15 protein-coding genes are annotated in these 26,159 nt (G+C 36.0%); 14 read left to right on the top strand and 1 reads right to left on the bottom strand.

Annotation, left to right across the window (positions count from 1 at the left end; genetic code table 11):
• Positions 1-7 precede the first annotated feature (7 nt).
• From RC62_RS07440 to RC62_RS07390, 11 genes are all read left to right on the top strand, one after another.
• A complete protein-coding gene (locus RC62_RS07440) occupies positions 8-3,121 on the top strand; it encodes a SusC/RagA family TonB-linked outer membrane protein (protein WP_055094532.1) in 3,114 nt (1,037 codons plus the stop codon).
• A 12-nt stretch (positions 3,122-3,133) separates the two neighbouring features.
• The gene (locus tag RC62_RS07435; RefSeq protein ID WP_055094530.1) at positions 3,134-4,711 is read left to right on the top strand and encodes a RagB/SusD family nutrient uptake outer membrane protein; all 1,578 of its coding nucleotides are present in this window, start codon (positions 3,134-3,136) and stop codon (positions 4,709-4,711) included.
• A 21-nt stretch (positions 4,712-4,732) separates the two neighbouring features.
• A complete protein-coding gene (locus RC62_RS07430; protein ID WP_055094095.1) occupies positions 4,733-5,593 on the top strand; it encodes a hypothetical protein in 861 nt (286 codons plus the stop codon).
• Between the two features lie 93 nt (positions 5,594-5,686).
• A complete protein-coding gene (locus tag RC62_RS07425; protein WP_082421238.1) occupies positions 5,687-8,176 on the top strand; it encodes a glycoside hydrolase family 2 TIM barrel-domain containing protein in 2,490 nt (829 codons plus the stop codon).
• A gap of 30 nt (positions 8,177-8,206) precedes the next feature.
• Positions 8,207-10,606 (top strand): alpha-xylosidase, encoded by a 2,400-nt coding sequence (locus tag RC62_RS07420; RefSeq protein ID WP_055094093.1) that lies wholly within the window; start codon positions 8,207-8,209, stop codon positions 10,604-10,606.
• Between the two features lie 263 nt (positions 10,607-10,869).
• The gene (locus RC62_RS07415) at positions 10,870-12,873 is read left to right on the top strand and encodes a glycoside hydrolase family 97 protein (protein ID WP_055094091.1); all 2,004 of its coding nucleotides are present in this window, start codon (positions 10,870-10,872) and stop codon (positions 12,871-12,873) included.
• 100 nt (positions 12,874-12,973) lie between these two features.
• Positions 12,974-14,563, top strand: a complete 1,590-nt coding sequence (locus RC62_RS07410) for a GH39 family glycosyl hydrolase (protein ID WP_055094089.1) — start codon at positions 12,974-12,976, stop codon at positions 14,561-14,563.
• 46 nt (positions 14,564-14,609) lie between these two features.
• The gene (locus RC62_RS07405) at positions 14,610-16,847 is read left to right on the top strand and encodes a glycoside hydrolase family 3 C-terminal domain-containing protein (RefSeq protein WP_055094087.1); all 2,238 of its coding nucleotides are present in this window, start codon (positions 14,610-14,612) and stop codon (positions 16,845-16,847) included.
• 122 nt (positions 16,848-16,969) lie between these two features.
• A complete protein-coding gene (locus RC62_RS07400) occupies positions 16,970-18,226 on the top strand; it encodes a glycoside hydrolase family 5 protein (protein ID WP_209435096.1) in 1,257 nt (418 codons plus the stop codon).
• A 110-nt stretch (positions 18,227-18,336) separates the two neighbouring features.
• Positions 18,337-20,286, top strand: coding sequence for a sialate O-acetylesterase (locus RC62_RS07395; protein ID WP_055094084.1), 1,950 nt, complete (start codon positions 18,337-18,339; stop codon positions 20,284-20,286).
• Positions 20,287-20,505: 219 nt separating this feature from the next.
• A complete protein-coding gene (locus RC62_RS07390; protein WP_055094523.1) occupies positions 20,506-22,914 on the top strand; it encodes a glycosyl hydrolase family 95 catalytic domain-containing protein in 2,409 nt (802 codons plus the stop codon).
• A 205-nt stretch (positions 22,915-23,119) separates the two neighbouring features.
• On the opposite strand, the gene RC62_RS07385 is transcribed toward RC62_RS07390, so the two are convergent.
• On the bottom strand, positions 23,120-23,668 hold the full coding sequence (locus RC62_RS07385) for a CvpA family protein (protein ID WP_055094082.1): 549 nt from the start codon (positions 23,666-23,668) through the stop codon (positions 23,120-23,122).
• 361 nt (positions 23,669-24,029) lie between these two features.
• On the opposite strand from RC62_RS07385, the gene RC62_RS07380 reads away from it, so the two are divergent.
• The 3 genes from RC62_RS07380 (at position 24,030) to pheS (ending at position 26,113) form a co-directional block, all read left to right on the top strand.
• Positions 24,030-24,386, top strand: a complete 357-nt coding sequence (locus RC62_RS07380) for a hypothetical protein (RefSeq protein WP_055094080.1) — start codon at positions 24,030-24,032, stop codon at positions 24,384-24,386.
• A 169-nt stretch (positions 24,387-24,555) separates the two neighbouring features.
• Positions 24,556-25,005: a hypothetical protein gene (locus tag RC62_RS07375; RefSeq protein ID WP_245176800.1), complete on the top strand. Its 450-nt coding sequence runs from the start codon at positions 24,556-24,558 to the stop codon at positions 25,003-25,005.
• Positions 25,006-25,093: 88 nt separating this feature from the next.
• Entirely contained in the window at positions 25,094-26,113 is a 1,020-nt protein-coding gene (gene pheS / locus RC62_RS07370; protein ID WP_055094076.1) for a phenylalanine--tRNA ligase subunit alpha, read from the top strand.
• Positions 26,114-26,159: the final 46 nt, after the last annotated feature.

Genomic DNA, 26,159 nt, shown 5'->3' with positions numbered 1-26,159 from the left:
AATTATTATGAAAAGCAAATATTGTATAAAAACAACAATGCTTCCGTTTTGTATGGCGCTGCTGCTAAGCGTTTTTGCAATGCAGTCTGGTTTTGCACAAGAGCAGTCCAAATATGTAAGCGGAAATGTAACATCTGCAGATGACAATATGGGAGTTCCGGGCGCAACTGTTTTGGTCCAGGGAACAAAAACAAGTACAGCAACTGACTTTGATGGATTATATAAGATAGAGGCTAAAGCCGGTGATGTACTGGTATTTAGTTTTATGGGATATAAAACACAAAAAATTACAGTAGGAACACAAACAAAAATAAATGTAACGTTACGTGCTGAAACTGCAGAGCTTAAAGAAATTGTAGTTATAGGTTACGGTACTCAAAAGAAAAAAGTAAATACAGCCGCAACTTCACTGGTATCTGGAAAAGATATTCAGAACGTTGCCAGTCTTGATGTTGTAAATGCATTACAAGGTCAGGCTTCAGGGGTAAATGTTACTTCGACTTCAGGACAGCCGGGCGCAGGAATGGCAGTAAACATTCGTGGGGTTGGTACAGCAGGAAACAGCACACCGCTTTATGTTGTTGATGGTGTAGTGGTTGATAACGGAATTGGATATCTTGATCCGTCAGCGATAGAAAGAATCGACGTTCTTAAAGATGCTTCGGCAGGATCTATTTATGGTGCAAGAGCAGCAAACGGAGTTATTTTGGTTACAACCAAAAAAGGAAAAGAAGGTAAAATAAATGTAGCTTTTAATACTTACACAGGTTTTCAGCAAGTAGCTAAAAAACTGGATTTATTAAACACACAAGAATATACTACTATTATGAATGAAGCTCGTGTAAATTCTGGTTTAACGCCTTTATACTCACAAGCTCAAATTGCAGCTTTTCCAAATCACGATTGGCAGAAAGATCTGTTCAATAATGGTGCAATGAAACAAAATCACTCGCTTACCATTAGCGGAGGAGATAAAAAATCTACCATTTCTACAGGATTATCTTATTATGGACAAGAAGGTTTAATTGGCGGAGTAACAAATCAATCTGATTATAATCGTGTTACTTTCAATGTAAACTCAACTTCGGAAGTAATTGAAAATCATTTAAAAATTGGAGAAAATTTCTCTTTTGCAAATATTAAAAGTTCAGGAGTTGCAGATCAGGGAATTTACAGCAACGGTATCAGAAGCTTCTTAAATGCAGCTCCAATCGATGCGGCTTATGATGAAAACGGAGGTTACGCACATTCTGTTATTTCTGCAGATATCAGCAATCCATTAGGATCTTTATACTATAATAACTTCAACGAAACAAAATCGAACCGTTATGTAGGGAATATTTTTGCAGAATTAAAATTCTTAAAAAACTTTACTTACAGAACAAGTTTTGGTGTTGATATGACAGATAGTAATTACCGTTCATTCAGACCGGTTTATTCTCTTTCTTCAAATGATAATAATACAGTTTCAAGTGTAACACAAAACGCCACTAAATCATTAGGATGGATTTTTGAAAACACAGTTCAGTACAAAGCTACCGTTGCAGGAGCACATAACTTTGATGTATTAGTAGGAACATCTGCTAAAAAGAATACGTCTGACTTTATGGAAGGTACAGGAAGAAACTTAACTTTTGATGATTTTGCACACGCTTATTTAAGCAATGCTACAGATCAAACATCAAATACAGTAAAAGGAAACCGCGCTGATTATGCGATTCAATCGTATTTTGGACGTTTGTTGTATGATTACAATAACAAATATTTATTTACGGCAACGATTAGAAGAGATGGTTCATCAAACTTTGCAGACTCAAACAGATACGGAAATTTCCCATCAGTTTCTGCAGGTTGGAACGTGGATAAAGAAAGCTTCTTTCCGGAAAATAAAGTAGTAAATAACCTTAAGTTAAGAGCAAGCTGGGGACAAAATGGTAACGACCAGATACCTGCTTTCTCTTATATGTCAACCATTAGTTCTTATAATAAAAACTATCATTTTGGTACAACTGACGAAACATTGCAAACAGGTGCGAGCCCGGATCAGCTTTCTAACCGTAACTTAAAATGGGAAACATCAGAGCAGTTAGATTTAGGTTTTGATGCTACATTGTTTACTAATTTTACATTATCGTTTGATTATTACGACAAGAAAACAAAAGACTGGTTAGTTCTTGCTTCTATCCCAACTTATGCAGGTGCAACAGCTCCTTATATTAATGGTGGTGATATTCAGAATAAAGGTGTGGAGCTTTCGCTTGCTTACCGTACTAAGTTTGGAAAAGACTGGAATTTCTCTGTAAACGGAAATATTTCGCATAACGAAAACGAAGTTTTAAGAGTTGCAAACAGCGAAGGAATTATTCACGGAGAAACAAACTTATTGTTTCAGGGAACAGATGAGATGAACCGTGTTGAGGTTGGTCAGCCAATAGGTTATTTCTACGGATTAAAAACAGCAGGAATTTTCCAGAATGCTGCTGAAGTTGCTGCTGGTGTACAACCAAATGCAGTACCTGGAGATGTTCGTTTTGTAGATTTAAACGGTGACGGAAAAATTGATGCAGATGATAAAACTAAAATCGGAAATCCAAATCCTGATTTTACATATGGTTTAAATTTTGATCTTTCATACAAAGCATTTGACTTATCTGTTTACACTTATGGTGTTGCAGGAAGCCAAAACGTTTTTGGTATTCACGATCCAACTCGTGCCTATACAAACAATACAACAGATGTTTTAAACAGATGGACTACAGAAGGAAGTTCTAACAGAGTTCCAAGAGTAACTTACGGAGCAGATACAAATGGTAACTACACTAAATTCTCTGATTTGTATGTTCAAAATGCAGATTTCTACAGAATTAAAAGTGTTACTATTGGATGTGATTTTACGAAATTAACAAACAAGTTGAGTTTCTTTAGCAAATTCAGATTGTATGTTGCGGCAAACAACCTGTTTACGTTTACAAAATACCAGGGAATGGATCCTGAAATTGGTTTTGGAAACACGAACAGAGACAGTAATGGTAACCTGACACAACCATGGGCAAAAGGTATTGATGTAGGATATTATCCGCAGCCAAGAACATACATGATGGGTCTTAATGTTAACTTTTAAATGATGAAAACGATGAAAACATATATAAAATTATTTGCTGTTTCAAGCTTGTTCGTTTTAGGAGCTTGTTCGACTGATTTTTTAGACACAGAACCTTCTACAACTAAGGTTGAAGAAAATTTTTACAAAACTCCAAACGATGCTTACCAGGGGTTAGTATCTATTTATGATGTATTACAGCGTGAAGCTTACGGAGGACCTTTGCTGATTAGCGAGCAGGCTTCTGATGACTGCTTTGGAGGATATGGTGTTGCTGATGCACAGGCCGATGTAGAATGGGACCGTTTTTTATTCGTGACCAATAAAGACATGAATACTGATGTTTGGAAAAACTCTTATTTAGGGATCTACAGAGCTAACATTTTATTGGCAAATCTTGATAAAATAAACTGGGGAACAGACACGGCCCTAAAAACAAGATACGAAGCTGAAGCTCGTTTTTTAAGAGCACATTTTCATTTTCAGGCTGCAAAAATGTTTGGTGACATCGTGCCTTTAGATCACGTAATTACATCAAGTGAGTTTCAATTGCCAAGACAAGGAGCTGAAGTAACCTATGCCTTAATTGCTAATGATTTGAAATTTGCTGCTGATAATTTAAATAATGACAACTACTCTCAAAAAGGGAATGCAAATTACGGACGTATTACAAAATGGGCTGCCGAAGCTTATTTAGCAAGAACATTTTTGTTTTATACAGATTATTACAAAAAAGCTGATTTAGCCGGAGTAGTAACAAAAGCACAAGCAACAACGTATATTAATGATGTAGTGAGCAATAGCGGACACGGTTTGGTGACTGATTTTGCTAATCTTTGGTTAGCAGCTTCTTTTGAAAATTTTGCCGGAGAAGACAATACCGAAATGGTTTGGGCAGTACGTTTTAATGGTTCAGGAAAAGGAAACTGGGCTTTAAACGAAGGAAACCGTTTTCAGGTAAATATTGCACCTCGTGGAGGATCAATAGGAAAATATGCAACAGGTTGGGGTGGAGCAACTGTAAACCCAAAATTGTACAATGCATACGAAACAGGAGATACACGTAGAGATGCAACGATTATAAATTATGCAGGCGAAGGTTTGAATTTTAATGCCGAAGCCAGAGAGCAACGTCAGTACACCGGATATTCATGGAAAAAATATTGTCCAATTACCAATGCAGCAGGAACAGCCATTGTAGAGGTTAACGGAGGAAATTTCCAGATTGACAACTATCAGGATTATGCAATTATTCGTTACGCAGATGTTTTGTTAATGGCTGCTGAATTGAATTTAGGCACAAATAACGCATTGGCTCAAGCCGATTTAGATAAAGTTCGTGACCGTGCTTTTAAAAGTACAACTCATAGAATAACAGTTTCTAAAGCAGTTATTATGGAAGAGCGCCGTTTAGAATTGGCACTTGAAGGACAACGTTATTTTGACTTAATCAGACAAGGTGTAGATGTTGCAAAAGCGGCAATAGACAACACAGGAACTGATGCTCAGTTTAATGTGACTTTTAGAAAAGAAACGTTAGGTTGGCTGCCATTACCACAATCTCAAATTGTACTTTCTAATGGTACTATTCAACAAAATCCAGGTTGGTAATTAACTAAAAAAAAAATGATTATGAAACGTATATTATATATAGTAATAGCTGCAGTAACCATAGGCTCAGGATTGTTTTCATGTGAGCCTGCAGAAGATCGTGACAGCTTACCGGCTGTAAGTTTGACACCGGAAACAATTAAATTTTCGGTAACTCAAAATACAGCCAATGAAAATGAAGTGATTTTAAAAAATCCAGATCCAAATGTTATTGCATATTGGAGATATGTTGATGCAAATGGCAACGAATTAGGGCATTCAAACAAAAGTGATGATCAGATTGTTTTTCCTTTTGCTGGTAAATACACTGTTTATTACACCGCTTATACAAGAGGTGGTTCTGTAGATGCAGCTCCGGTTGTGGTAAATATTTCTAAAAATGATCAAACGTATTTTAGAGATCCAAAATGGAACATGCTTTCTAATGGAGAAGCAGGTAAAACATGGGTATTAGATTTTATTGATCCTGTAGGATGGGCCGGTTTAGATTATCCTAATAATCCAAAAGGAACAGATTATTGGAACTGGTTTCCGGATTATGCAGGAAACTCATGGGTTATGCCAAGTAAAAACTGGGGAGAAATGCATTTTGACCTAAACGGAAATTATAATACAAGTGTAAAACAAACCGCTCTTGAAACTGATGGACAAACCGCAAAATCAGGAACATATTCATTTGATGTTGTAAACAATAAATTAGCCTTTAATGGTGGAGTAGAAATGCTTTACGGAGGAGACTATCATGGTGATGTTACCAACTGGACTAGTGTAAAAGTAGTAGAACTTACTGCGACATCATTACGTTTAGGAGTTATTAGAGATAAAAGTAGAAAAGGTGAAGGAGTTTGTTTGATTGTTTTTCATTACAAGCCAAAACCGTAAGTACTTAAAGATATAAAACTGCCGATAAGGGATTGGTAAAGTCACTTATCGGTATGTTTATATTTGTTTTTAATATAATAAAATCCTCTCGAAATGAAGCATAACAAAAAATATTTAAACAGTGGATTAGCATTATTAATGCTGCTCGCAATTACCTTATTGGGTTCCTGCAGCAAAAAAAAGGATGATTTTAGCGATAGAAAAGTTTCTTTTAATTCAGATTGGAGTTTTCATTTAAATGATAGTATACAAGATAAAGATACTATTGGAGCATCCACAAAATGGAGAACATTAAACGTTCCGCATGATTGGAGTGTCGAAGGAAAATTTGACGAAAAAAGTCCTGCCGGATATGGTGGCGGCGCCCTTAACGGAGGTTTAGGCTGGTATAAAAAAACATTTAAAGTAAATGCTGAAGACAGCACAAAAATAACTTCAATTACTTTTGACGGCGTTTACAAAAATAGTCAGGTTTGGATAAACGGACATTATTTAGGAAAACGTCCAAACGGATATATTGGTTTTCAATATGAAATCTCTCCATACTTGAATTATGGAGACAAAAACAATGAAATTATTGTAAAGGTTGACAATTCAAAACAACCTAACTCACGTTGGTATTCAGGATCAGGAATTTTTAGAAATGTCTGGATCGAAACCACCGATAAATTGCATGTTGCGCAATGGGGAACTTATGTGACAACACCCAAAGTTACTGCCGAAAAAGCATCGGTAAGTTTTGAAACTACCATTCAGAACCAAAATACAGCTTCAAAAAAAGCAACAGTAACCACCACTATTTTTAAAGAAGATACCAAAGTAACCTCGGTTACTCAAAATATAACGATTGCTGCAAATGCCAATCAAACCATTAAACAGCAAACCCAAGTTGAAACACCAATTTTATGGTCAGTCGAAAAACCGGAATTGTACACCGCTGTTACAGAAATTTCGGTAGATGATAAGATTGTCGATCAATATAAAACTGATTTTGGAATCAGGAATTTTAAATTCGATGTAGATAAAGGCTTTATCCTTAACGGAAAACAAGTAAAAATAAAAGGAGTTTGTTTACACCATGATTTAGGTCCGTTAGGTTCAGCAATCAATACACGCGCTATCGAACGTCAGCTTGAAATCATGAAAGAAATGGGCGTGAACGGAATCAGGACTTCACACAATCCTCCCGCTCCGGAACTTTTAGAATTGTGTGATAAAATGGGTTTCATTGTTATGGATGAAGCTTTTGACATGTGGAAACAAACCAAAACCAAATACGATTACGGTAATGATTGGGACAAATGGCACAAGAAGGATTTAATCGATCAATTGCTGCGCGATCGTAATCATGCAAGTATTTTTATGTGGAGTATTGGTAACGAAATTCCTGAACAATGGAACGAAGATGGTGTAACAATCGCAAAGGAATTAGCTGCAATTACACGTCAGTATGATAAAACACGTCCAATTACAGCAGCAATGAATCCGCCTGTGAATATGAATCTTGACGGAGTTAATTTGCAATTTGAAAAAGCAGCTGTTCAATACAATAAAATTGCAAAATCAGGTGCTTTGGATATTATTGGATATAATTATGCGCATCAAACGTATGAATATCACAAACAGAATTTTCCAGGAATTCCTTTTATCGCCACAGAAACTACTTCAGGTTTACAAACCCGCGGATATTATGATGCAGTTTCAGACACCATTAAAAAATGGCCGGTAAGATGGGATCTTAAATTTACCGAAGGAAATCCGGGCAACACCGTTTCAGCTTACGATCAGGTACAAACACCTTGGGGTTCAACGCACGAAGCAACCTGGAAAGTCATTAAAAAACACGATTTCCTTTCCGGAATGTACATCTGGACAGGGTTCGATTATATAGGAGAACCAACTCCGTATGAGTGGCCATCAATAAGTTCGTATTTCGGAATTGTAGATTTGGCAGGTTTCCCAAAAGATGTGTATTATATGTACCAAAGCGAATGGACAGACAAAACTGTTCTTCACATTTTTCCACATTGGAACTGGAAACCAGGACAAACCGTAGATATTTGGGCATATTATAACAATGCAGATGAGGTTGAGCTTTTCCTTAACGGAAAATCAGTTGGAGTTCGCAGTAAAAAAGGAGACGATTTACATGTAATGTGGAGAATTCCTTTTCAACCCGGAACACTAAAAGCAATTTCCCGTAAAAACGGAAAAACAGTTTTAGAAAGCGAAATTAAAACAGCCGAAGATCCATCAAAATTGAAACTTACGGCAGACAGAAGTACCATTAAAGCAGATGGAAATGATTTGTCTTTTGTAACCGTAGATATTCTAGATGCAAAAGGAATTTTGGCGCCAAATGCCAATAACGAAATTAATTTCTCATTAAAAGGAAACGGAAAAATTGTAGGCGTTTGCAGCGGAGATCCCGTTAGTCATGAATCATACAAAGGTTCAAAACATACAGCCCTTAACGGAAAATGTTTAGTCATTGTTCAGTCTGAAACTAAAACAGGAAGATTAGAATTGACCGCTAAGGCAAATGGGCTAAAACAAGCTACAATCGTAATTACAGTAGAATAAACCACTATTAATAAAACTAAAAAACACACAATGAAAAAAATACAGATAGCTTCTTTATCTCTATTCATGGGTTTTGGATTGTTGCTTTCGCCAAAAGCATCAGCACAAATTCAGAACGCAGATGTGCTAAATGCTCCAATAGATATCAGCAAGGATTTTCAGAATTATCTGAATACTTTTTATTTTGCCGATGAACTTACAGCCTTTGATCCTGCAACAGGAAAAGGAACTTTAAAATATTTGAGATACAATTACAAAACACGTCAGGCTTTCAACAATATGATGATGAAGCCTGATACTGTTGCAGCAAATGAATTTCCAACAACAGAATATCAGGCATCTCCTGAATTACCGTTTCAAATTCAGTTTGTTTCAGACAGAACCATTAGAATCAAAACTACTTCAGGGCCACAATTTCACCCTGAAAAAGAATCCTTAATGTTGATAAATGGTGTTGCGCCAAATCATCCTGAATTATGGAAATATTCTAAAATAGAAGGCGGTCACAGTTATACCAGCAAACACGGAAGAGTAGAAATCTTGACCAAACCTTGGCACGTAAAAATTTACGATGAAACCGGAAAATTGTTGACAAGTACACTTCATGATTCTGATTTTAAAAATACCTATACACCAACACTTCCGTTCTCATATGTGCGTAGAAACAGTGATTATTCCAGAAGTATGGGAGCTGCTTTTAGCTTAGAACCGGACGAAAAAATATTTGGTTGTGGAGAATCATTCACACAATTCAACAAACGCGGACAAAAAGTAGTGTTGTGGGCAGATGATGCCAATGGAATTCAGAATGAAACGATGTACAAACCTGTTCCGTTTTATATGAGCAGCCGTGGTTATGGGGTTTTCATGCACCACTCGACACCGATCACAGTAGACTTCGGAAGATATTATTCAAGTGCAAACGAAATGTATATTGGTGATGACGAAGCCGATTTGTTTTTCTTTATCGGGGAACCAAAAGACGTTCTGGATCAATATACAGATTTAACCGGAAAAGCAGCGATGCCACCACTGTGGTCATTTGGTTTCTGGATGAGCAGAATCACTTATTTCTCTGAAAAAGAAGGAAGGGATGTGGCAAGAGATTTGCGTAAATATAAAATTCCAACAGATGTAATTCACTTTGATACCGGTTGGTTCGATGTAGACTGGAGAAACAATTATGAGTTTGCAAAAGCGCGTTTCCCGGATGCTCAAAAAATGATGACCGATTTAAAGAAAGATGGTTTTCAGGTTTGTTTATGGCAATTGCCTTATTTCTCACCAAAGAATTCATTGTTTGATGAAATCATGGATAAAAATTTAGCGGTAAGAGATCGCAAAGGAAATCTTCCGTATGAAGATGCCGTTCTTGATTTCTCAAATCCTGAAACGGTAACCTGGTATCAGGCAAAACTGAAACATTTATTCGATCAGGGAGTAGCGGTTTTCAAAGTAGATTTTGGAGAAGCAGCTCCGCCAGACGGAATTTACCATTCAGGAAGAACAGGTTTTTACGAACACAATTTATACCCGTTAAGATATAATAAGGCTGTTGCCGAAATTACTCAGAAAGAAAAAGGATACACTTTAATCTGGGCAAGAAGTACGTGGGCAGGATCTCAACGTTATCCATTACATTGGGGTGGAGATGCCGAAACTACAAACGGCGCAATGTCAGCAGAATTACGCGGCGGACTTTCATTAGGATTAAGCGGATTCAGTTTCTGGAGTCATGACGTAGGAGGATTTGCAACAAAATCACCGGAGAATTTATACAGAAGATGGGCACCTTTCGGGATGTTTACTTCACACGTAAGAAGTCACGGCGAACCTCCGCGCGAACCTTGGTTGTACAGCAAAGATTTCCTTGAAGGATTTAGAAAAGCCGATAATATGCGTTACGAATTAATGCCATATATCTACGCTCAGGCCAAAGAAAGTTCGCAAAAAGGATTACCAATGATGCGTGCTTTATTTGTAGAATATCCAAATGATCCGGGCGCTTGGTTGGTAGATAATGAATATTTATTTGGTTCAAGTATGTTGGTTGCGCCACTTTTTGAAGAAGTTACAGAAAGAGATGTGTATCTTCCGGAAGGAACCTGGATTGATTACCAAACCAAAAAAGTATACCAATCAGGATGGCATAAAATCAAAGCAGGAGAAGTGCCAATTGTAGTTTTAGTAAAAGACGGAACTGCATTGCCTCACATCGCTTTAGCACAATCTACAAAAGACATGGATTGGAGCAAATTAACTTTGAAAGTTTACGCAAGTGATAAAACAACTTTGGCTACTGCCAAAGTATTTTTACCAGACGGAGATTCAGTAAAAGAAATAAAAGTTACAAAATCCGGAAACAATTTTGACGTAACTTCAAACCCATTACAAGGAAAAACGACTCTAAAAACAGAGTGGATAAAATAGAAAAGTTAGCCACAGATTAAAGAGTTTTGTTCTCGCAGATTTGGCAGATTTTTTTTTAATTTTTAAGATTAGTAAAAAATACAGCTACAGATTAAAATCTGCCAAATTTGCGAGAGAATAAAAAAAATCATTTGAATCTGTGTAATCTGTGGCAAAAAAAATAATCCCAGCAAGGGATAAAAATAAGTTTTTGTTGAGTTTCTAAATCGGGTGAAAGCATAAAGCAACACCCGATTTATTAAAAATGAATTAAGAAAAATATCATGAAAAATTACCTCATTCTTCCCGCTTTAATCCTTTCAGTTTCGATTGGATACAGTCAGAAAAGTAAAAATGCTTATGAATTGGCATCGCCAAACGGGCAAAACAAAATTAAATTCGAATTAGTAAAAAATGCTCCTAAGTATGGGGTATCACACGGAAAAACCGAAGTGATAACACCTTCAGATATGGGATTTTTATTAAAAGGAAATGAAAACTTAAGTTCTGATTTCGAAATTAAAAGCGTGAAAAACTCGACTTTTGATGAAACCTGGGAACAAGTTTGGGGAGAAAAGAAAAACATCAGAAATCACTACAATCAATTATCAGTAGAATTACAGCAAAAAGCAGGAAACAAACGCAAACTGGAAATTCAATTTCGTGCTTTTGATGACGGAATCGCTTTTAGATATGTATATCCAAAACAAAGTGTAAAAGACAGTATTTTCATTATGGATGAAAAAACGACTTTTAACCTAAAAGAAGATGGAAAAGCATGGTGGATTCCGGCAAACAGAGAAAACCGTGACGAATATCTTTTTAAAGATGCGCCCGTAAGTACGCTTGATACTGTTTTGACTCCTTTAACTATCGAAAGCAAAAGCGGATTAGCATTAAGTTTTCATGAAGCAAACTTAACTGATTTTGCCAGTATGACTTTGGTAAACACAACCGGAACACAACTGAAATCTGATTTGGTGCCGTGGTCTGATGGTGTAAAAGTTCGTGTAAAAGATACTTTCACATCTTCATGGAGAACGCTTCAAATTGGGGAGAAACCAGCAGATTTAATTACCTCTTATTTGATTTTAAATCTAAACGAACCAAACAAATTAAAAAATACAAGTTACTTTAAACCATACAAATATTTTGGTATTTGGTGGGGAATGCACATAGGGAAATATACTTTTTGGGAAAGTGACAAACAAGGCGCAACAACAAAACATGCTGAAGAATATATTGATTTTACAGCAAAAGAAGGATTTCATCATTTATTGATCGAAGGCTGGAACAAAGGCTGGACACCACAATGGTATGAAAATCACATGCATATGTTTAGCTTCACAAAAAGTGCAGACAATTTCGATTTAGAAAAAGTGGTTGAATACGGAAACAAAAAAGGCGTTGCACTTATTGGATATCACGAAACGGGATCAAACTTAATTAATTATTTAAAAGAAGTTGATGAAGGTTTTGCATTATACAAAAAACTAGGAATGCATTCTGTTAAAATTGGGCACGTAGGATCTAAATTAAATATGAAAGAAAATCACTTTGGACAATTTGGAGTGAATTATTTCAGATATATTTTAGAAAAAGCAGCACAATATGATTTGGCTGTTTTATATCATGAATCGATAAAAGATACTGGAGAACGCAGAACTTTCCCAAACATGGTTTCGAGAGAAGCAGCACGTGGACAAGAGTATAATGCTTGGAGCGAAGGAAATCCGCCAAATCACTTAACCATTATTCCGTTTACCAGATTGCTTTCAGGACCAATGGATTTTACACCGGGAATTTTTGATGTTGAGGTAAAACAAGGATATCCGGGAAAAAGAGTTCACGGAACAACAGCACAGCAATTAGCATTGTACGTTACCATTTATGCACCAATCCAGATGATGGCAGATCTTCCTGAAAATTATGAAGGAAAACCAGCATTGCAATTCTTAAAAGATGTTCCTACAGATTGGGAAGACACAAAAGTATTAGACGGAAAAATTGGAGAATACATCACAACAGCCCGTAAAGACAGAAATAGTTCCGATTGGTATTTAGGAACTATCACATATGAAAACGCAAGAGATGTAAATGTTTCGTTATCATTCTTAGATCCAGCCGCAACTTACGAAGCACAAATTTATGCTGACGCCGAAGGAACTGACGAAACACACAATCCATCAGCAGTAGCAATTTCTAAGAAAACCGTTAAAGCTTCAGATTCACTAAAATTACATTTAGGCGGCGCTGGCGGAACAGCAATTCGTTTCAAAAAACTATAGATATAGATTGTCAACCCAACAGGTTTTACCCACATGCAGAATCGTAGAGACGCACAGCAGTGCGTCTAATTCAAAGTTGTTCAAAACAAATAGTATTTAAATGAAAAAACTAATAATAACATCTCTGATTTTTATTAATCTAATCAATATTAATTTGTTTGGACAAAATTCGGGTGCGGTAAAATCTGAAAACAGAATCATAAAAGTAGATTACAATAAAACGGCAGGTGCATTAAACACCATGTTCAAGGAATGTATTGGTGCCGGAAGAGCAAATGAAGGTTTGCGTGCCGATTGGCAGCAGCAATTGGCAATGACCAAAAAAGAATGCGATTTTAAATACATTCGTATGCACGGTTTATTGTCTGATGATATGGCTGTTTATCGCGAAGATTCAAAAGGGAATCCCGAATATAATTACCAATATATTGATGCTTTGTATGATTTTATTCTGAGTATTAAGATGAAACCTTTTGTAGAATTGGGTTTTATGCCATCAGCATTGGCAAGCGGAAATCAAACCATTTTTTGGTGGAAAGGAAACGTAACACCTCCAAAAGATTATAAAAAATGGGAAGATTTAATTCGCAACCTTACTCAGCATTTCACGGAACGTTATGGTGTCGAAGAAGTAAAAACCTGGTATTTTGAAGTTTGGAACGAACCCAATTTATCTCCGGGTTTCTGGACAGGAACACAGGCAGAATATTTTAAATTATATGAATATGCAGCACGTGGCATAAAAACTGTAAATCCTGCTTATAAAGTAGGAGGTCCGGCAACAGCAGGAGCGGCCTGGGTTCCGGAAACAATTGATTTTTGTGCTAAAAATAATGTTCCGTTAGATTTTATTTCGACACATACTTACGGAGTAAAACAAGGATTTTTGGATGAATTTGGAACTACGGGAACTGTTCTGAATAAAGAAGAATCGAGTGTGAGTGGAGATGTAATAAATTCCCGTAAACAAATTTCAAATTCGGCTAAGCCAAATCTTGAATTGCATTACACAGAATGGAGTTCTTCTTATACTCCCGCAGATCCTGTTCATGACAGTTATCATTCAGCAGCTTATATTCTTCAAAAATTAAAACAAGTTGGTAATGCCGCAAACTCCATGTCATATTGGGTTTTTACAGATATTTTTGAAGAAGCAGGTCCAAGGTTTACACCGTTTCACGGAGGTTTTGGATTATTGAATACTCAGGGAATCAAAAAACCGGCTTATTTCTCGTATTCATTTCTAAATAAATTGGGAGAAACAGAACTTCAAAATAAAGATACCTCTTCATGGGTGACTAAAAATGCAAAAGGTGATGTGCAATTATTGTTTTGGGATTTCACAAACACACATCCGGGAGATTCCATGAATAATCAGACGTATTATATTAAAGATTTACCATCTAAACCAAAAGGAAGTGTAAAAATCGAAGTTGACGGATTGCAAAAAGGCAACTATACTTTAGAAATATATAAAGTAGGTTATAAAGTAAATGATGCTTACGCCGATTATTTGGCCATGGGAAAACCAGGTCAATTAACACGTGAACAAGTAAAAAGCATAAAAGAAAAAAATAATGGTGCCTTGATCGCAACAGAAAAAGTAACCATTAATGCAAAAGGGACTTATAGTACAGCGTATAAAATCAATGAAAACGACGTGGTTTTATTCAATTTTGTAAAGCAGTAGTTTCTAAGGCTAACGAATTCCAAAAACTAAAATAAATTTATTAAGCATGAAAAACAAAATTATATGCCTATCAGCTGCATTTGCATTCCTGGCATTTGCTTCTTGTAAAAATGATGCAAAAAGCACAAGTTCTGATTCGGCGCAGACAGAAGAATATAAAGGAAAAGAAATAGGATCAGAATTTGACGCAGAAATCGACAAATTGGTTTCTCAAATGACATTGGAAGAAAAAATCGGAATGCTGCACGGTAACAGTATGTTTACTTCTGGTGGTGTAAAACGTTTAGGAATTCCGGAATTAAAAATGGCTGACGGACCATTGGGAGTTCGTGAAGAAATTTCGCGTGACAACTGGGCTCCGGCAGGATTAAAAGATGATTTTGCGACTTATTACCCAGCCGGTGGAGGATTAGCCGCAACTTGGAATGCAGAAATGGCGTATACCTTTGGGAATAGCCTTGGGCAGGAAATGCGCGCACGCGATAAAGATATGTTGCTTTCACCAGCCATAAACATTGTTAGAACGCCACTTGGAGGAAGAACATATGAATATATGTCTGAAGATCCGTTTTTGAACAAAAAAATTGCAGTGCCGTTAATTGTTGGTTTACAGGATAACGATGTTATGGCTTGTGTAAAGCATTATGCAGCAAATAATCAGGAAACAAATCGTGATTTTGTAGATGTACAAATCGATGAACGTACACTTCGTGAAATTTATTTACCGGCATTTGAGGCTTCAATAAAAGAAGCGCATGCTTATAGTGTAATGGGTGCTTACAATAAATTTAGAGGAGAATATTTATGTGAGAACGATTACATGCTAAACAAAATCCTTCGTGACGAATGGGGATTTAAAGGTGTGGTAGTTTCAGATTGGGCTGCGGTTCACTCAACAGTAAAATCCCTAAACAGCGGACTAGATATTGAAATGGGAACACCAAAACCTTTCAATGAATTTTTCCTTGCCGATAAATTAATCGCTGCTGCTAAAAACAAAGAAATTTCAGAAGCAGAATTAGATAAACACGTAAAAAGAATCCTTCGTACCTTATTTCAGGTAAAAGCAATGGGCGGAAAAGACCGTGTAAAAGGAAGCATTGCAACTGAAGCACATTATCAGGACGCTTATAAAATTGCTGCAGAAGCAGTGGTTTTATTGAAAAACGATAATAATGCATTGCCATTAAAATTAGACGGAGTTAAATCTGTTGCCGTAATTGGAAACAATGCTACAAAGAAAAATGCCCTTGGGGGATTTGGAGCGGGAGTAAAAACCAAAAGAGAAGTTACACCACTTGAAGGTTTAAAAAACAGATTGCCATCATCGATTAAAATTAATTATGCCGAAGGATATTTAGAGCGTTACGATGAGAAAAACAAAGGAAATTTAGGAAACATTACCTCAAATGGTCCTGTAACAATCGATCAGCTAGATCCGGCTAAATTGCAGGAAGCAATTGAAACGGCTAAAAAATCTGATGTTGCAATTATTTTCGCAGGTTCAAACCGTGATTACGAAACAGAAGCATCTGACCGTAGAAATTTAAAATTACCATTTGGACAAGAAGAATTAATTCAGAAAGTATTGGCTGTTAATCCAAGAACTATTGTCGTTATGGTTGCAGGGGCACCTTTTGATATCGATGCGATCAGCAAAAAAACTTCGGCTTTAGTATGGACATGGTTTAATGGTTCAGAAGGTGGAAACGCTTTGGCAGATGTACTGTTAGGAAAAGTAAATCCGTCAGGAAAATTACCATGGACAATGCCTAAGCAAATTATGGATTCTCCTGCACATGCAACAAACAGTTTCCCTGGAGGAAAAACAGTAAACTATGGCGAAGGAATTTTGGTAGGCTACCGTTGGTTTGATACCAAAAATATTACACCATTATATCCTTTTGGATACGGATTATCGTACACCACTTTTGCTTTCGATAATGCAAAAACAGACAAAGCATCATACGCACAAAACGAAACAATTACAGTTTCTGTAGAGGTAAAAAACACAGGAAAAGTAGATGGTAAAGAAGTGGTTCAGTTATATACTTCTAAATCAGATTCTAAAATTACACGTGCTGCACAGGAATTAAAAGGGTTCCAGAAAATATTGGTAAAATCAGGAAGTTCTAATACAGTAACCATAAAAGTTCCGGTAAAAGAATTGTCTTATTACGATGTAGCCAATAAAAAATGGACTGTAGAGCCAGGAAAATATACTTTAAAATTAGGAAACTCTTCAAGAGATATCAAGAAAGAAGTTGTCGTAACGATAAAGTAATAAATAGTTTTTACATTAATTGTGTGGGGCTTTAATAGTTTAGATTAACTATTTTTTCAAATACATTTAGTGTTGTTTAAGTTAGAAAGAGAATCACACAATTAATAGTAAAAATCAAAAAAATGAAAAAAAATGTAAAAAGTTATTTGTTTAGTGCCATCTTATCTTTGTCTTTTTTAAGCATTTTGGCATGCAGTTCTGATAAAGAAGCTGAAGCACAAGTAAAAGCCGAAGCAGGAATCGAAAAAGTTGCTGCTGCAGGTTTATATCCAAGTTACAATACCAATCCAATTGCAGCCGATGCAACCGGAATGTCCAGTAATGCAGTACAATTGGCAGCAAAAATAAAACTGGGCTGGAATATTGGGAATACATTAGAAGCAACAGGCGGAGAAACGGCGTGGGGAAATCCAAAAGTGACAAAAGCATTAATAGATGCGGTTAAAGCCAATGGATTCAATGCGATCAGAATTCCGTGTTCCTGGAACCAATACTTAGAAAATTCGACTACAGCCAAATTAAAAACAGACTGGCTGAACAGGGTAAAAGAGGTCGTGCAATATTGTGTTGACAATAATATGTATGTAGTCGTTAACATTCACTGGGACGGTGGCTGGTTAGAAAATAATATTACCGAAGCCAAAAAAGTAGAAAATAACGCCAAACAAAAAGCTTTTTGGGAACAAATAGCCACACATTTAAGAGGTTTCGATGAGCATTTGCTTTTTGCAAGTGCCAATGAACCAGCAGTCGAAGATGCCGCACAAATGGCAGTATTAACTTCTTATCACCAAACATTTATCGATGCAGTTCGTTCAACCGGAGGAAAAAATGCATACAGAACTCTTGTAATTCAGGGGCCAACAACAGATATTGAAAAAACAAATAAATTAATGACGACTTTGCCAACAGATAAAACGGCAAGCCGATTAATGGTTGAAGTTCATTATTATGCACCGTGGAATTTTGGAGGATTAACTAAAGATGAATCCTGGGGTAAAATGTTCTATTATTGGGGAGCAGGATTTCATTCAACAACAGAACTGGATAGAAATGCAAGTTATGGAGAAGAAGCTGATCTAACTAAAAACTTCAAATTAATGAAAACCCAATTTGTCGATAAAGGAATTCCGGTTTTATTAGGCGAGTTTGGCGCAATTCGTCGCACTACTTTAACAGGCAGTTCATTGACTTTGCATTTAAATTCAAGAGCTTACTATTTAAAGACCGTGGTAAAAACAGCGAAAGCAAATGGATTATTACCATTTTATTGGGATGAAGGAAATCTGGGTAATAACGGTTTTGGAATTATCAACAGGACCAATAATGCTGTTTTTGATACACAGGCATTAAATGCAATGAAAGAGGGATTACAGTAAAAAAACTTTTAAAAAACATATAAGTGATATAAGATATTTTAAGTTTAGTTTTATTCTGAATTTATATTTTCTTATATCACTTATGTCGTTTTAATTTAAACAATAGAATAATGAAAAAATATGCAATATTTATTTTGCTGATATTGAGTGCAATTACAAATGCTAATGTAAGAATGCCTTTAGTATTTTCTGACGGAATGGTTTTGCAGCGCAACAAAGAAATTCCGGTTTGGGGTTGGGCAGAAGCAAATGAAAAAATCGAAGTTCATTTTAATAAACAAAGCAAAACCATTCAAGCCGATAAAAACGGAAAATGGATGATAAAACTTGCTGCTGAAAAGGCAGGAGGTCCTTTTGAATTGTCCATTACAGGAAAAAACAAAATCATTATTAAAGATGTTTTGGTTGGAGAAGTATGGATTTGCAGCGGACAATCAAATATGGAATTTCAGATGTACAAAACACTGAATGCTGAAAAAGAAATGGCCGATGCTGATTATCCAATGATTCGTCATTTTGGAGTCGCTCAGGATTTAAGCGGAACTCCAAAAGAAGATTTGAAAGAAGGAAAATGGTTGGTTGCCAACAAAGAGAATATTCGTGATTTTACTGCTGCAGGTTTCTTTTTTGCCAAGAAATTATATGCGGAACTAAAAATCCCAATCGGAATCATAAATACTTCCTGGGGCGGAACCAATGTTGAAACCTGGACAAGCCGCGAAGCTTTCGAAAAAAGCAATGAATTCAAAGCTATGATTGCTGATGTTCCTCAAGTTGATATGGATGCCGTTTTTGAAGTTTATAAAAAGTCGGTTTTAGACAACATAAAGAAAATTCAGGGTTTTGATGTTTCTATGGAAAACGAAAATAAGTTTGCAGCATTTAATTTCGAAGATAAAAACTGGCCGGAAATAAAAGTTCCTTCCTTATGGGAAAACCAACAAATAGGTAATATTGATGGTGTTGTCTGGATGCGTAAAACAATTACATTATCTGCGGAACAAGCCAGAACCGAAGCCGTTTTGCATTTGTCTAAAGTAGACGATGAAGACATTACTTATATAAATGGTGTTCAGGTAGGAACCAATAATATTTGGGAAGCACTTCGTGTTTATAAAATTCCATCAGGAATTCTTAAAGAAGGCAAAAACGTAATCGCGGTCCGTATTGCAGATTATTCCGGCGGTGGCGGAATCTATGGTGATCCAGCTGATTTAAAACTTCAGTTTAAAGACAATAATATAGCACTCGAAGGACTTTGGAAATTTAATGTCGTTCAGGTAAAAATTGCTGTTTCACCAAACAGTTACCCATCGTTATTATACAATGCAATGGTAAATCCGTTAGTTCCGTATGCATTTCAAGGCGTTTTATGGTATCAGGGCGAAGCCAATGTCTGGAGAGCAAAACAGTACAAAAAAGCGTTCCCGTTAATGATTACAGACTGGCGAACAAAATTCAGGCAAGATGATTTTCCTTTTTATTTTGTTCAATTATCCACTTTTGATGAATTCAAAGGAAATAGCAAAGTTGGAAGTCGTTGGGCAGAACTTCGCGAAGCACAACTTGAAACCTTAAAATTACCCAACACCGGAATGGTCGTAACCACTGATATTGGAAATGCAAAAGATATTCACCCAAAAAACAAACAAGATGTAGGTTTGCGTTTGGCGGCAATTGCTTTGAACAATGTTTACGGTAAAAAACAAATTTATAGCGGACCAATTTTTAAATCCCAAGAGATAAAAGGAAACGAAATTATCCTTACTTTCGACAATACTGGAAGTGGATTATCAGCTTCTGATAATTCCGAAAACGTAAGAGGATTTGAAATCGCCGGAGCCGACAAAGTTTTTTATTCTGCTAAAGCCATAATCAAGAATAACAAAGTCATCGTTTCAAGTGACAACGTAAAAAGTCCAGTGGCCGTTCATTATGGCTGGGCAGACGACGATACGGAAATCAATCTTTTCAACAAAGAAAAGTTTCCTGCATCGCCTTTCAGAACTGATAATTGGGAAATGATTACAGCAAACGAAATTTATAAAGTGAGTAAATAATATTAGGGCGTGACCGTATTTGCAAAAGGCGCTATCTAACATATCGGTTATGTGCGCCTTTTGCAAATACGGTCGGGCTATCCGCGCTACTTCGGTAGCTAGCTCCTATCCCTCACGCGCGCAAAGGAGGATAAAAAATTTTCCGTTAGGAACAATTATTTGGTAGTACAAGATTGCAGAAATACCAGATGTGAAAAACATGACCAAAACAATAAGTCTATGAATCCAAAAATCATAAAAAAAACATTTTTCATCTTACTTCTCACATTCTGTTATATAAACATGACGGCACAATCCAGCCATGTTTTATGGTACAACCAACCTGCAGAATTTTTTGAGGAAAGTTTGGTCTTAGGAAACGGAAAAATGGGAGCAACCGTTTTTGGCGGAGCAAATTCAGATAAAATTTATTTGAACGATGCAACACTTTGGTCCGGCGAACCCGTAAATGCAAATATGAATCCCGAAGCATACAAAAACATTCCGGCGATTCGTGAAGCGCTCAAAAATGAAAACTACAAACTAGCCGAAGAACTAAACAAAAAACTCGAAGGTAAAAACTCCGAATCATATGCACCTTTAGGAACACTGGAAATCAATAATTCAGAGAAAGGAAAAGCGGTTAATTACTATCGGGAACTCGATATTTCGAATGCAGTATCAAAAGTGAGTTATGAAATGAACGGCGTAAAATTTACCCGGGAGTATTTCGTTTCGGCACCGGATCAAATCATGGTAATAAAATTGACAAGCAGCGTAAAAGAAGCTTTGAATTTTGATATTAATCTAAGGAGTTTACTAAAATCAAATGTCGAAGTAAGAAATAATATTCTGGTAATGACAGGATCTGCTCCAATTCATGAAAATGCCGGATATACCGTTTTACCAAAATATCAGGAAGTAAAAGAAAGAGGTACACGATTCACAACCTTAATCCAAATCAAGAAAACTGACGGAAAAATTACAAGTTCAAGAGATGCTTTAACATTAAAAGATGCCACCGAAGCTTATATTTATGTTTCTGTTGCTACAAGTTTTAATGGTTTTAACAAAAATCCTGCGATAGAAGGTTTGGATGATGTATCAATTGCATTACAAAATCTAAACAAATCATTCGCAAAAACATTCGATAAATTAAAAGAAGCCCATGTTGATGATTATCAAAAATATTACAACAGAGTAACTTTAGATTTAGGAAAAACAACCGCACCGGATTTAGCCACAGATGAACGTTTATTAAGATATGCTGATGGCAAAGAAGATAAAAACCTTGAAATTCTCTATTTCAATTACGGGCGTTATTTACTAATAAGCAGTTCGAGAACAATGGGAGTTCCGGCAAATTTACAAGGCATCTGGAATCCACATCTAAATCCGCCATGGAGTAGTAATTATACGATGAATATTAATCTCGAAGAAAATTACTGGCTGGCAGAAAACACGAATCTTTCAGAGATGCATTTGCCTCTTTTAAGCTTTATAAAAAATCTCTCGGTAACCGGAAAAGTTACGGCAAAGACTTTTTATGGCGTAAATCAGGGTTGGGCTGCGGCGCATAATTCAGATATTTGGGCAATGACCAATCCGGTAGGGCAATTTGGAAAAGAAGATCCAAGCTGGGCTTGCTGGCCATTATCAGGCGCCTGGTTAAGTACACATATTTGGGAACATTATGTTTTTACGCAGGATAAAAATTACCTGAAAAACGAAGGTTATCCAATCATGAAAGGAGCTTCTCAATTCTTTTTAGGATGGATGGTTGCGGATAAAAACGGAAATCTGATTACTTCACCATCAACTTCACCTGAAAATAAATACCTTGCCCCTGATGGATTCATTGGAGCCACCATGTACGGTGGAACGGCAGACTTAGCGATGATAAGAGAATGTTTTGAGAAAACGATAAAAGCATCAAAAGTTTTAAATATCGATGCAGATTTCAGGACAAAACTAGAAGCCGCACTGTCTAAATTTCATCCGTATCAAATTGGCAAAAAAGGAAATTTGCAGGAATGGTATTTCGATTGGAATGATGAAGACCCTAAACATCGTCATCAGTCACAATTATTCGGACTTTTTCCCGGCGATCATATTACGCCGGAGAAAACACCTGATTTAGCCGAAGCCTCAAAAAAGACTTTAGAAATAAAAGGCGATGAAACGACCGGTTGGTCAAAAGGTTGGAGAATCAATCTTTGGGCAAGACTTTGGGATGGAAATCGTGCCTATAAAATGTTTCGTGAATTATTAAGATATGTTGATCCTGACGGAAAGAAAACCGATAAACCAAGAAGAGGAGGAGGAACGTACCCAAACTTATTCGATGCGCATCCGCCTTTTCAAATCGACGGAAATTTTGGTGGAGCCGCAGCCGTTGCTGAAATGCTCGTACAATCTGATGAAAACGAAATTAGATTATTACCCGCTTTACCAGATGTCTGGGAAACAGGATCAGTAAAAGGAATTTGTGCCCGTGGCGGATTTGAAATTGAAATGAATTGGGAGAATAAAATCCTAAAGAAAGTCACGGTTTCTTCAAAAAATGGAGGTAAAACAATTTTAATTAACGGGGATAAAAAGCAAAATATCATTTTGAAAAAAGGAGAAAAGCTAGAAGTGAACTGGTAAAATAGTTCTAAACGCAATCTTTGTCAAACCCGACAGGTTTTTAAAACCTGTCGGGTTTGTTTTTACAAATAATTGTTTGGTTTGTTTTAAGGGAAAGCTTCGGAGAAGCGAAATATTTATAGCAAATAATGAATATTTACAGTATAAGCTCCAGCGGAGCGATATATAAATGCCGCAAAAACGAAATGTTTTCTCCTGTTAGGATTTATTCTTCTTTAATCGTTTCCTGTTTTGTTTCAGAAGTTTTTTCATGTTCTTCCTTGAAATTCTCGTACCATTTTTCGATAGAAGGATAAACAAAAGCAGCGACTTTTTTTACAGGATTATAAAAAATAGATTTATCCAGAGTTTCTTTTTTAGCAAAAGTCTCATTAAAGTTTATTTTTTCAAACAGGGCAATAAAAATACTCATAATCAAAATCGTTTTAAGGATTCTGAAAAAACCTCCGCCCAGTTTATTTGCCCAGCCCAGAAAAGCAAAATCAGCAATTCCGGTAAGGATTTTTGCTAAGAAATAAACCCCAATTACCACCAGAATAAATGTGAGGATAAAAGCCGTAACCTGTATCGTGTTTGGGTTCCAGGAAACATGTTTCATGATTAGTTCCTTCATGAAAGAAGAGAATTTAATCGCAATATAAATTCCAAGTAGTAAGGAAATGAAAGAAGCTATTTCTACAAAAAGCCCATTTTTAATTCCTTTGTATAAACTAAAAGCCAAAAGAGCTCCAAAAATCATGTCAAAAAGACTCATATTTTCTGTGTTTTATTGAGGCGCAAATATAGATCTTTTTTTAGGTTCAAAGCTCCAGAGATGGAAAGGTTCTAAGGTTTTTAGTAACAGATTATACCGATTTCACTGATTTGCACAGATTAAAATTATTTGGTTGATTTTATGCCTTAAAGTTTTCGTGATTTGCCGTTAAATTATACAGAATAGAAAATAAAATCGGCGCAAATCTTTTAAAAACCTACATTATATGTGTGCTATTATAAGCACTATAAACGGAAGTTTTCGTTTTTTGAGATCTTTGAGTTTGAAGTACGTATCTTTGTAAGCTAAATTTATGGGTTTTGAATTTATAATTCATAATTCATAATTCACAATTATAAAAATGTCCAGAGATACACTACTAAAAGAGCGATGGGAAAAGCTCGTCGATATACTATCTAATCAGTTTTCGCAAGGAGAAGACCTAGATTTAGATGCCATAATTTATCTAATTGGAGTTCAGGAACTTGGTAAAGTACACCGTGAATTCAAAAAAGACGAAAAATTAAACCTGATGCACATCGCCATTTGCCGATTATTAGAGCCTTACGGGTTTTACGAATTCGACTTCTTTGATGCAGAAGGATGGCCACATTACAAAGTAAAAGAAGAATTGCCGCCGCTTAAAGCCGGAGAACAATCGGTTTTGATGAAAGAAGCCATTGTGAATTATTTTTTAGAAAGAGAACTTATTGAGTAGTTTTTTAGTATTCACTCACAGTCACAGTTTTCAGCTTGTGCTAAACTGTAAACTGCGACTGAATACTGCGACTGAAAGTATAAAAAAAGAGATGTGTAGATATGCAATGGTTTCTTATAAACCACATTATGCTTGTTTTAATTGTCGGAAGACATTTAAGAGAAGATTGATGAATGACATAAAAAGAGGCGAAAAATCAATTCTGGAAGCAAAGTGTCCGGAATGTGGAGCGTTAACTGCTAATATGGGACTTGATTTTGAATCGCCAAAAAAGGACGATATTAAAAAATGGGAACATATTAAAAGTCTATATTCTGTTGGGATTGCTTTTCATTCTTGTGGCTGCAGCGGACCAGGTTACATTCCTAATTCTAAAGAAAAAATAATCGAATACTTTGAAGGTATGAAAAATACGTACCTTAAAAATATTGATTTTTGGCGTTCCAGAACAGAGCCGACAGATAAACAGGAAAGAGAAAAAGATTACCAGAAAAATTGGTATGAATTAGGCAAGGTTTCATTGCATGCCAAAAAAGAAATTATTAAGAATCAGGAAGGAATAAATTTTTGGCTGGAAAAAGTGAAACAAATAGAAAGTAAAATTAGCCTGATAAGATAGATTATTTGATTTGAAAGGAAACTTTAAACTTTAAACACCATACTTGGAACAAATTCCTTAAATTTGTTCCCTCAATTATTGAAGGAAAATGATAGACAAGATAAAACAACATATAGAGGAAGCCAAAGCCTTTAATGATAAAAATAAAGAATCTTTAGAGCAATTCCGTGTTAAATATTTAGGTAGTAAAGGGTTGTTAAAAGAACTTTTTACAGAGTTCAAAAATATTCCAAATGACCAGAAAAAAGATTTTGGACAAGTAATAAATACTTTAAAAGCTGTTGCTGAAGAGAAAGTAAGAGTTATTCAGGAAGAACTGGAAAGTAAAGAAGAAGTAAAAGGATTGTTTGGTGATTTAACACGTGCTGCAGAACCTGTAATTATAGGTTCCCGTCACCCAATTTCTATCGTTAAAAATCAAATTATAGATATTTTTGCCAATATTGGTTTCAACGTTTCCGAAGGTCCGGAAATCGAAGACGACTGGCATAATTTTACAGCGCTGAATTTACCGGAATATCATCCGGCGCGTGATATGCAGGATACATTTTTTATTCAGACAAATCCTGATGTGTTGTTGCGCACGCATACTTCATCTGTTCAGGTGCGTTATATGGAAAATCACAAACCGCCAATTCGTACTATTTCTCCGGGGCGTGTGTTTCGTAATGAAGCAGTTTCGTCAAGATCGCACTGTATTTTTCATCAGGTTGAAGGATTATACATTGACAAAGATGTATCATTTGCTGATTTGAAACAGACGTTACTTTATTTTACTAAAGAAATGTTCGGAAAATCAAAGATTCGTTTACGTCCGTCATATTTCCCTTTTACAGAACCAAGTGCCGAAATTGATATTTATTGGGGTTTAAAAACCGAAACTGATTACCGTATCACTAAAGGAACTGGTTGGTTAGAAATTGGAGGTTGCGGAATGGTAGATCCAAACGTTCTTAAAAATTGCGATATCAATCCCGAAGAATTCAACGGTTTTGCTTTCGGAATGGGAGTAGAGCGTATTGCAATGTTATTATACCAAATTGGCGATATTCGTATGTTTTACGAAAACGACGTTCGTTTCTTAGAGCAATTCAAAGCAAATATATAATTTTAAGTCAAAAGTCATAAAGTCGAAAGTCGAAGGTCTCATAGTA

Origin of the sequence: Flavobacterium aquidurense, from assembly GCF_001404985.1 — a bacterium.
Lineage (GTDB): Bacteria > Bacteroidota > Bacteroidia > Flavobacteriales > Flavobacteriaceae > Flavobacterium > Flavobacterium aquidurense_B.
Note: the sequence above shows the minus strand (reverse complement) of the source record. Positions and strands in the feature narration are given on the sequence as shown.

Bases quoted from the DNA above. Each gene is read 5' to 3' on its own strand.
- RC62_RS07390 (WP_055094523.1), top strand. From the start codon at position 20,506: ATGAATCCAAAAATCATAAAAAAAACATTTTTCATCTTACTTCTCACA.
- RC62_RS07420 (WP_055094093.1), top strand. From the start codon at position 8,207: ATGAAAAAAATACAGATAGCTTCTTTATCTCTATTCATGGGTTTTGGA.
- RC62_RS07410 (WP_055094089.1), top strand. From the start codon at position 12,974: ATGAAAAAACTAATAATAACATCTCTGATTTTTATTAATCTAATCAAT.
- RC62_RS07400 (WP_209435096.1), top strand. From the start codon at position 16,970: ATGAAAAAAAATGTAAAAAGTTATTTGTTTAGTGCCATCTTATCTTTG.
- RC62_RS07415 (WP_055094091.1), top strand. From the start codon at position 10,870: ATGAAAAATTACCTCATTCTTCCCGCTTTAATCCTTTCAGTTTCGATT.
- RC62_RS07395 (WP_055094084.1), top strand. From the start codon at position 18,337: ATGAAAAAATATGCAATATTTATTTTGCTGATATTGAGTGCAATTACA.
- RC62_RS07430 (WP_055094095.1), top strand. From the start codon at position 4,733: ATGAAACGTATATTATATATAGTAATAGCTGCAGTAACCATAGGCTCA.
- RC62_RS07405 (WP_055094087.1), top strand. From the start codon at position 14,610: ATGAAAAACAAAATTATATGCCTATCAGCTGCATTTGCATTCCTGGCA.
- RC62_RS07425 (WP_082421238.1), top strand. From the start codon at position 5,687: ATGAAGCATAACAAAAAATATTTAAACAGTGGATTAGCATTATTAATG.
- RC62_RS07440 (WP_055094532.1), top strand. From the start codon at position 8: ATGAAAAGCAAATATTGTATAAAAACAACAATGCTTCCGTTTTGTATG.
- RC62_RS07385 (WP_055094082.1), bottom strand. From the start codon at position 23,668: ATGAGTCTTTTTGACATGATTTTTGGAGCTCTTTTGGCTTTTAGTTTA.
- RC62_RS07380 (WP_055094080.1), top strand. From the start codon at position 24,030: ATGTCCAGAGATACACTACTAAAAGAGCGATGGGAAAAGCTCGTCGAT.
- RC62_RS07435 (WP_055094530.1), top strand. From the start codon at position 3,134: ATGAAAACATATATAAAATTATTTGCTGTTTCAAGCTTGTTCGTTTTA.
- RC62_RS07375 (WP_245176800.1), top strand. From the start codon at position 24,556: ATGAATGACATAAAAAGAGGCGAAAAATCAATTCTGGAAGCAAAGTGT.
- pheS (WP_055094076.1), top strand. From the start codon at position 25,094: ATGATAGACAAGATAAAACAACATATAGAGGAAGCCAAAGCCTTTAAT.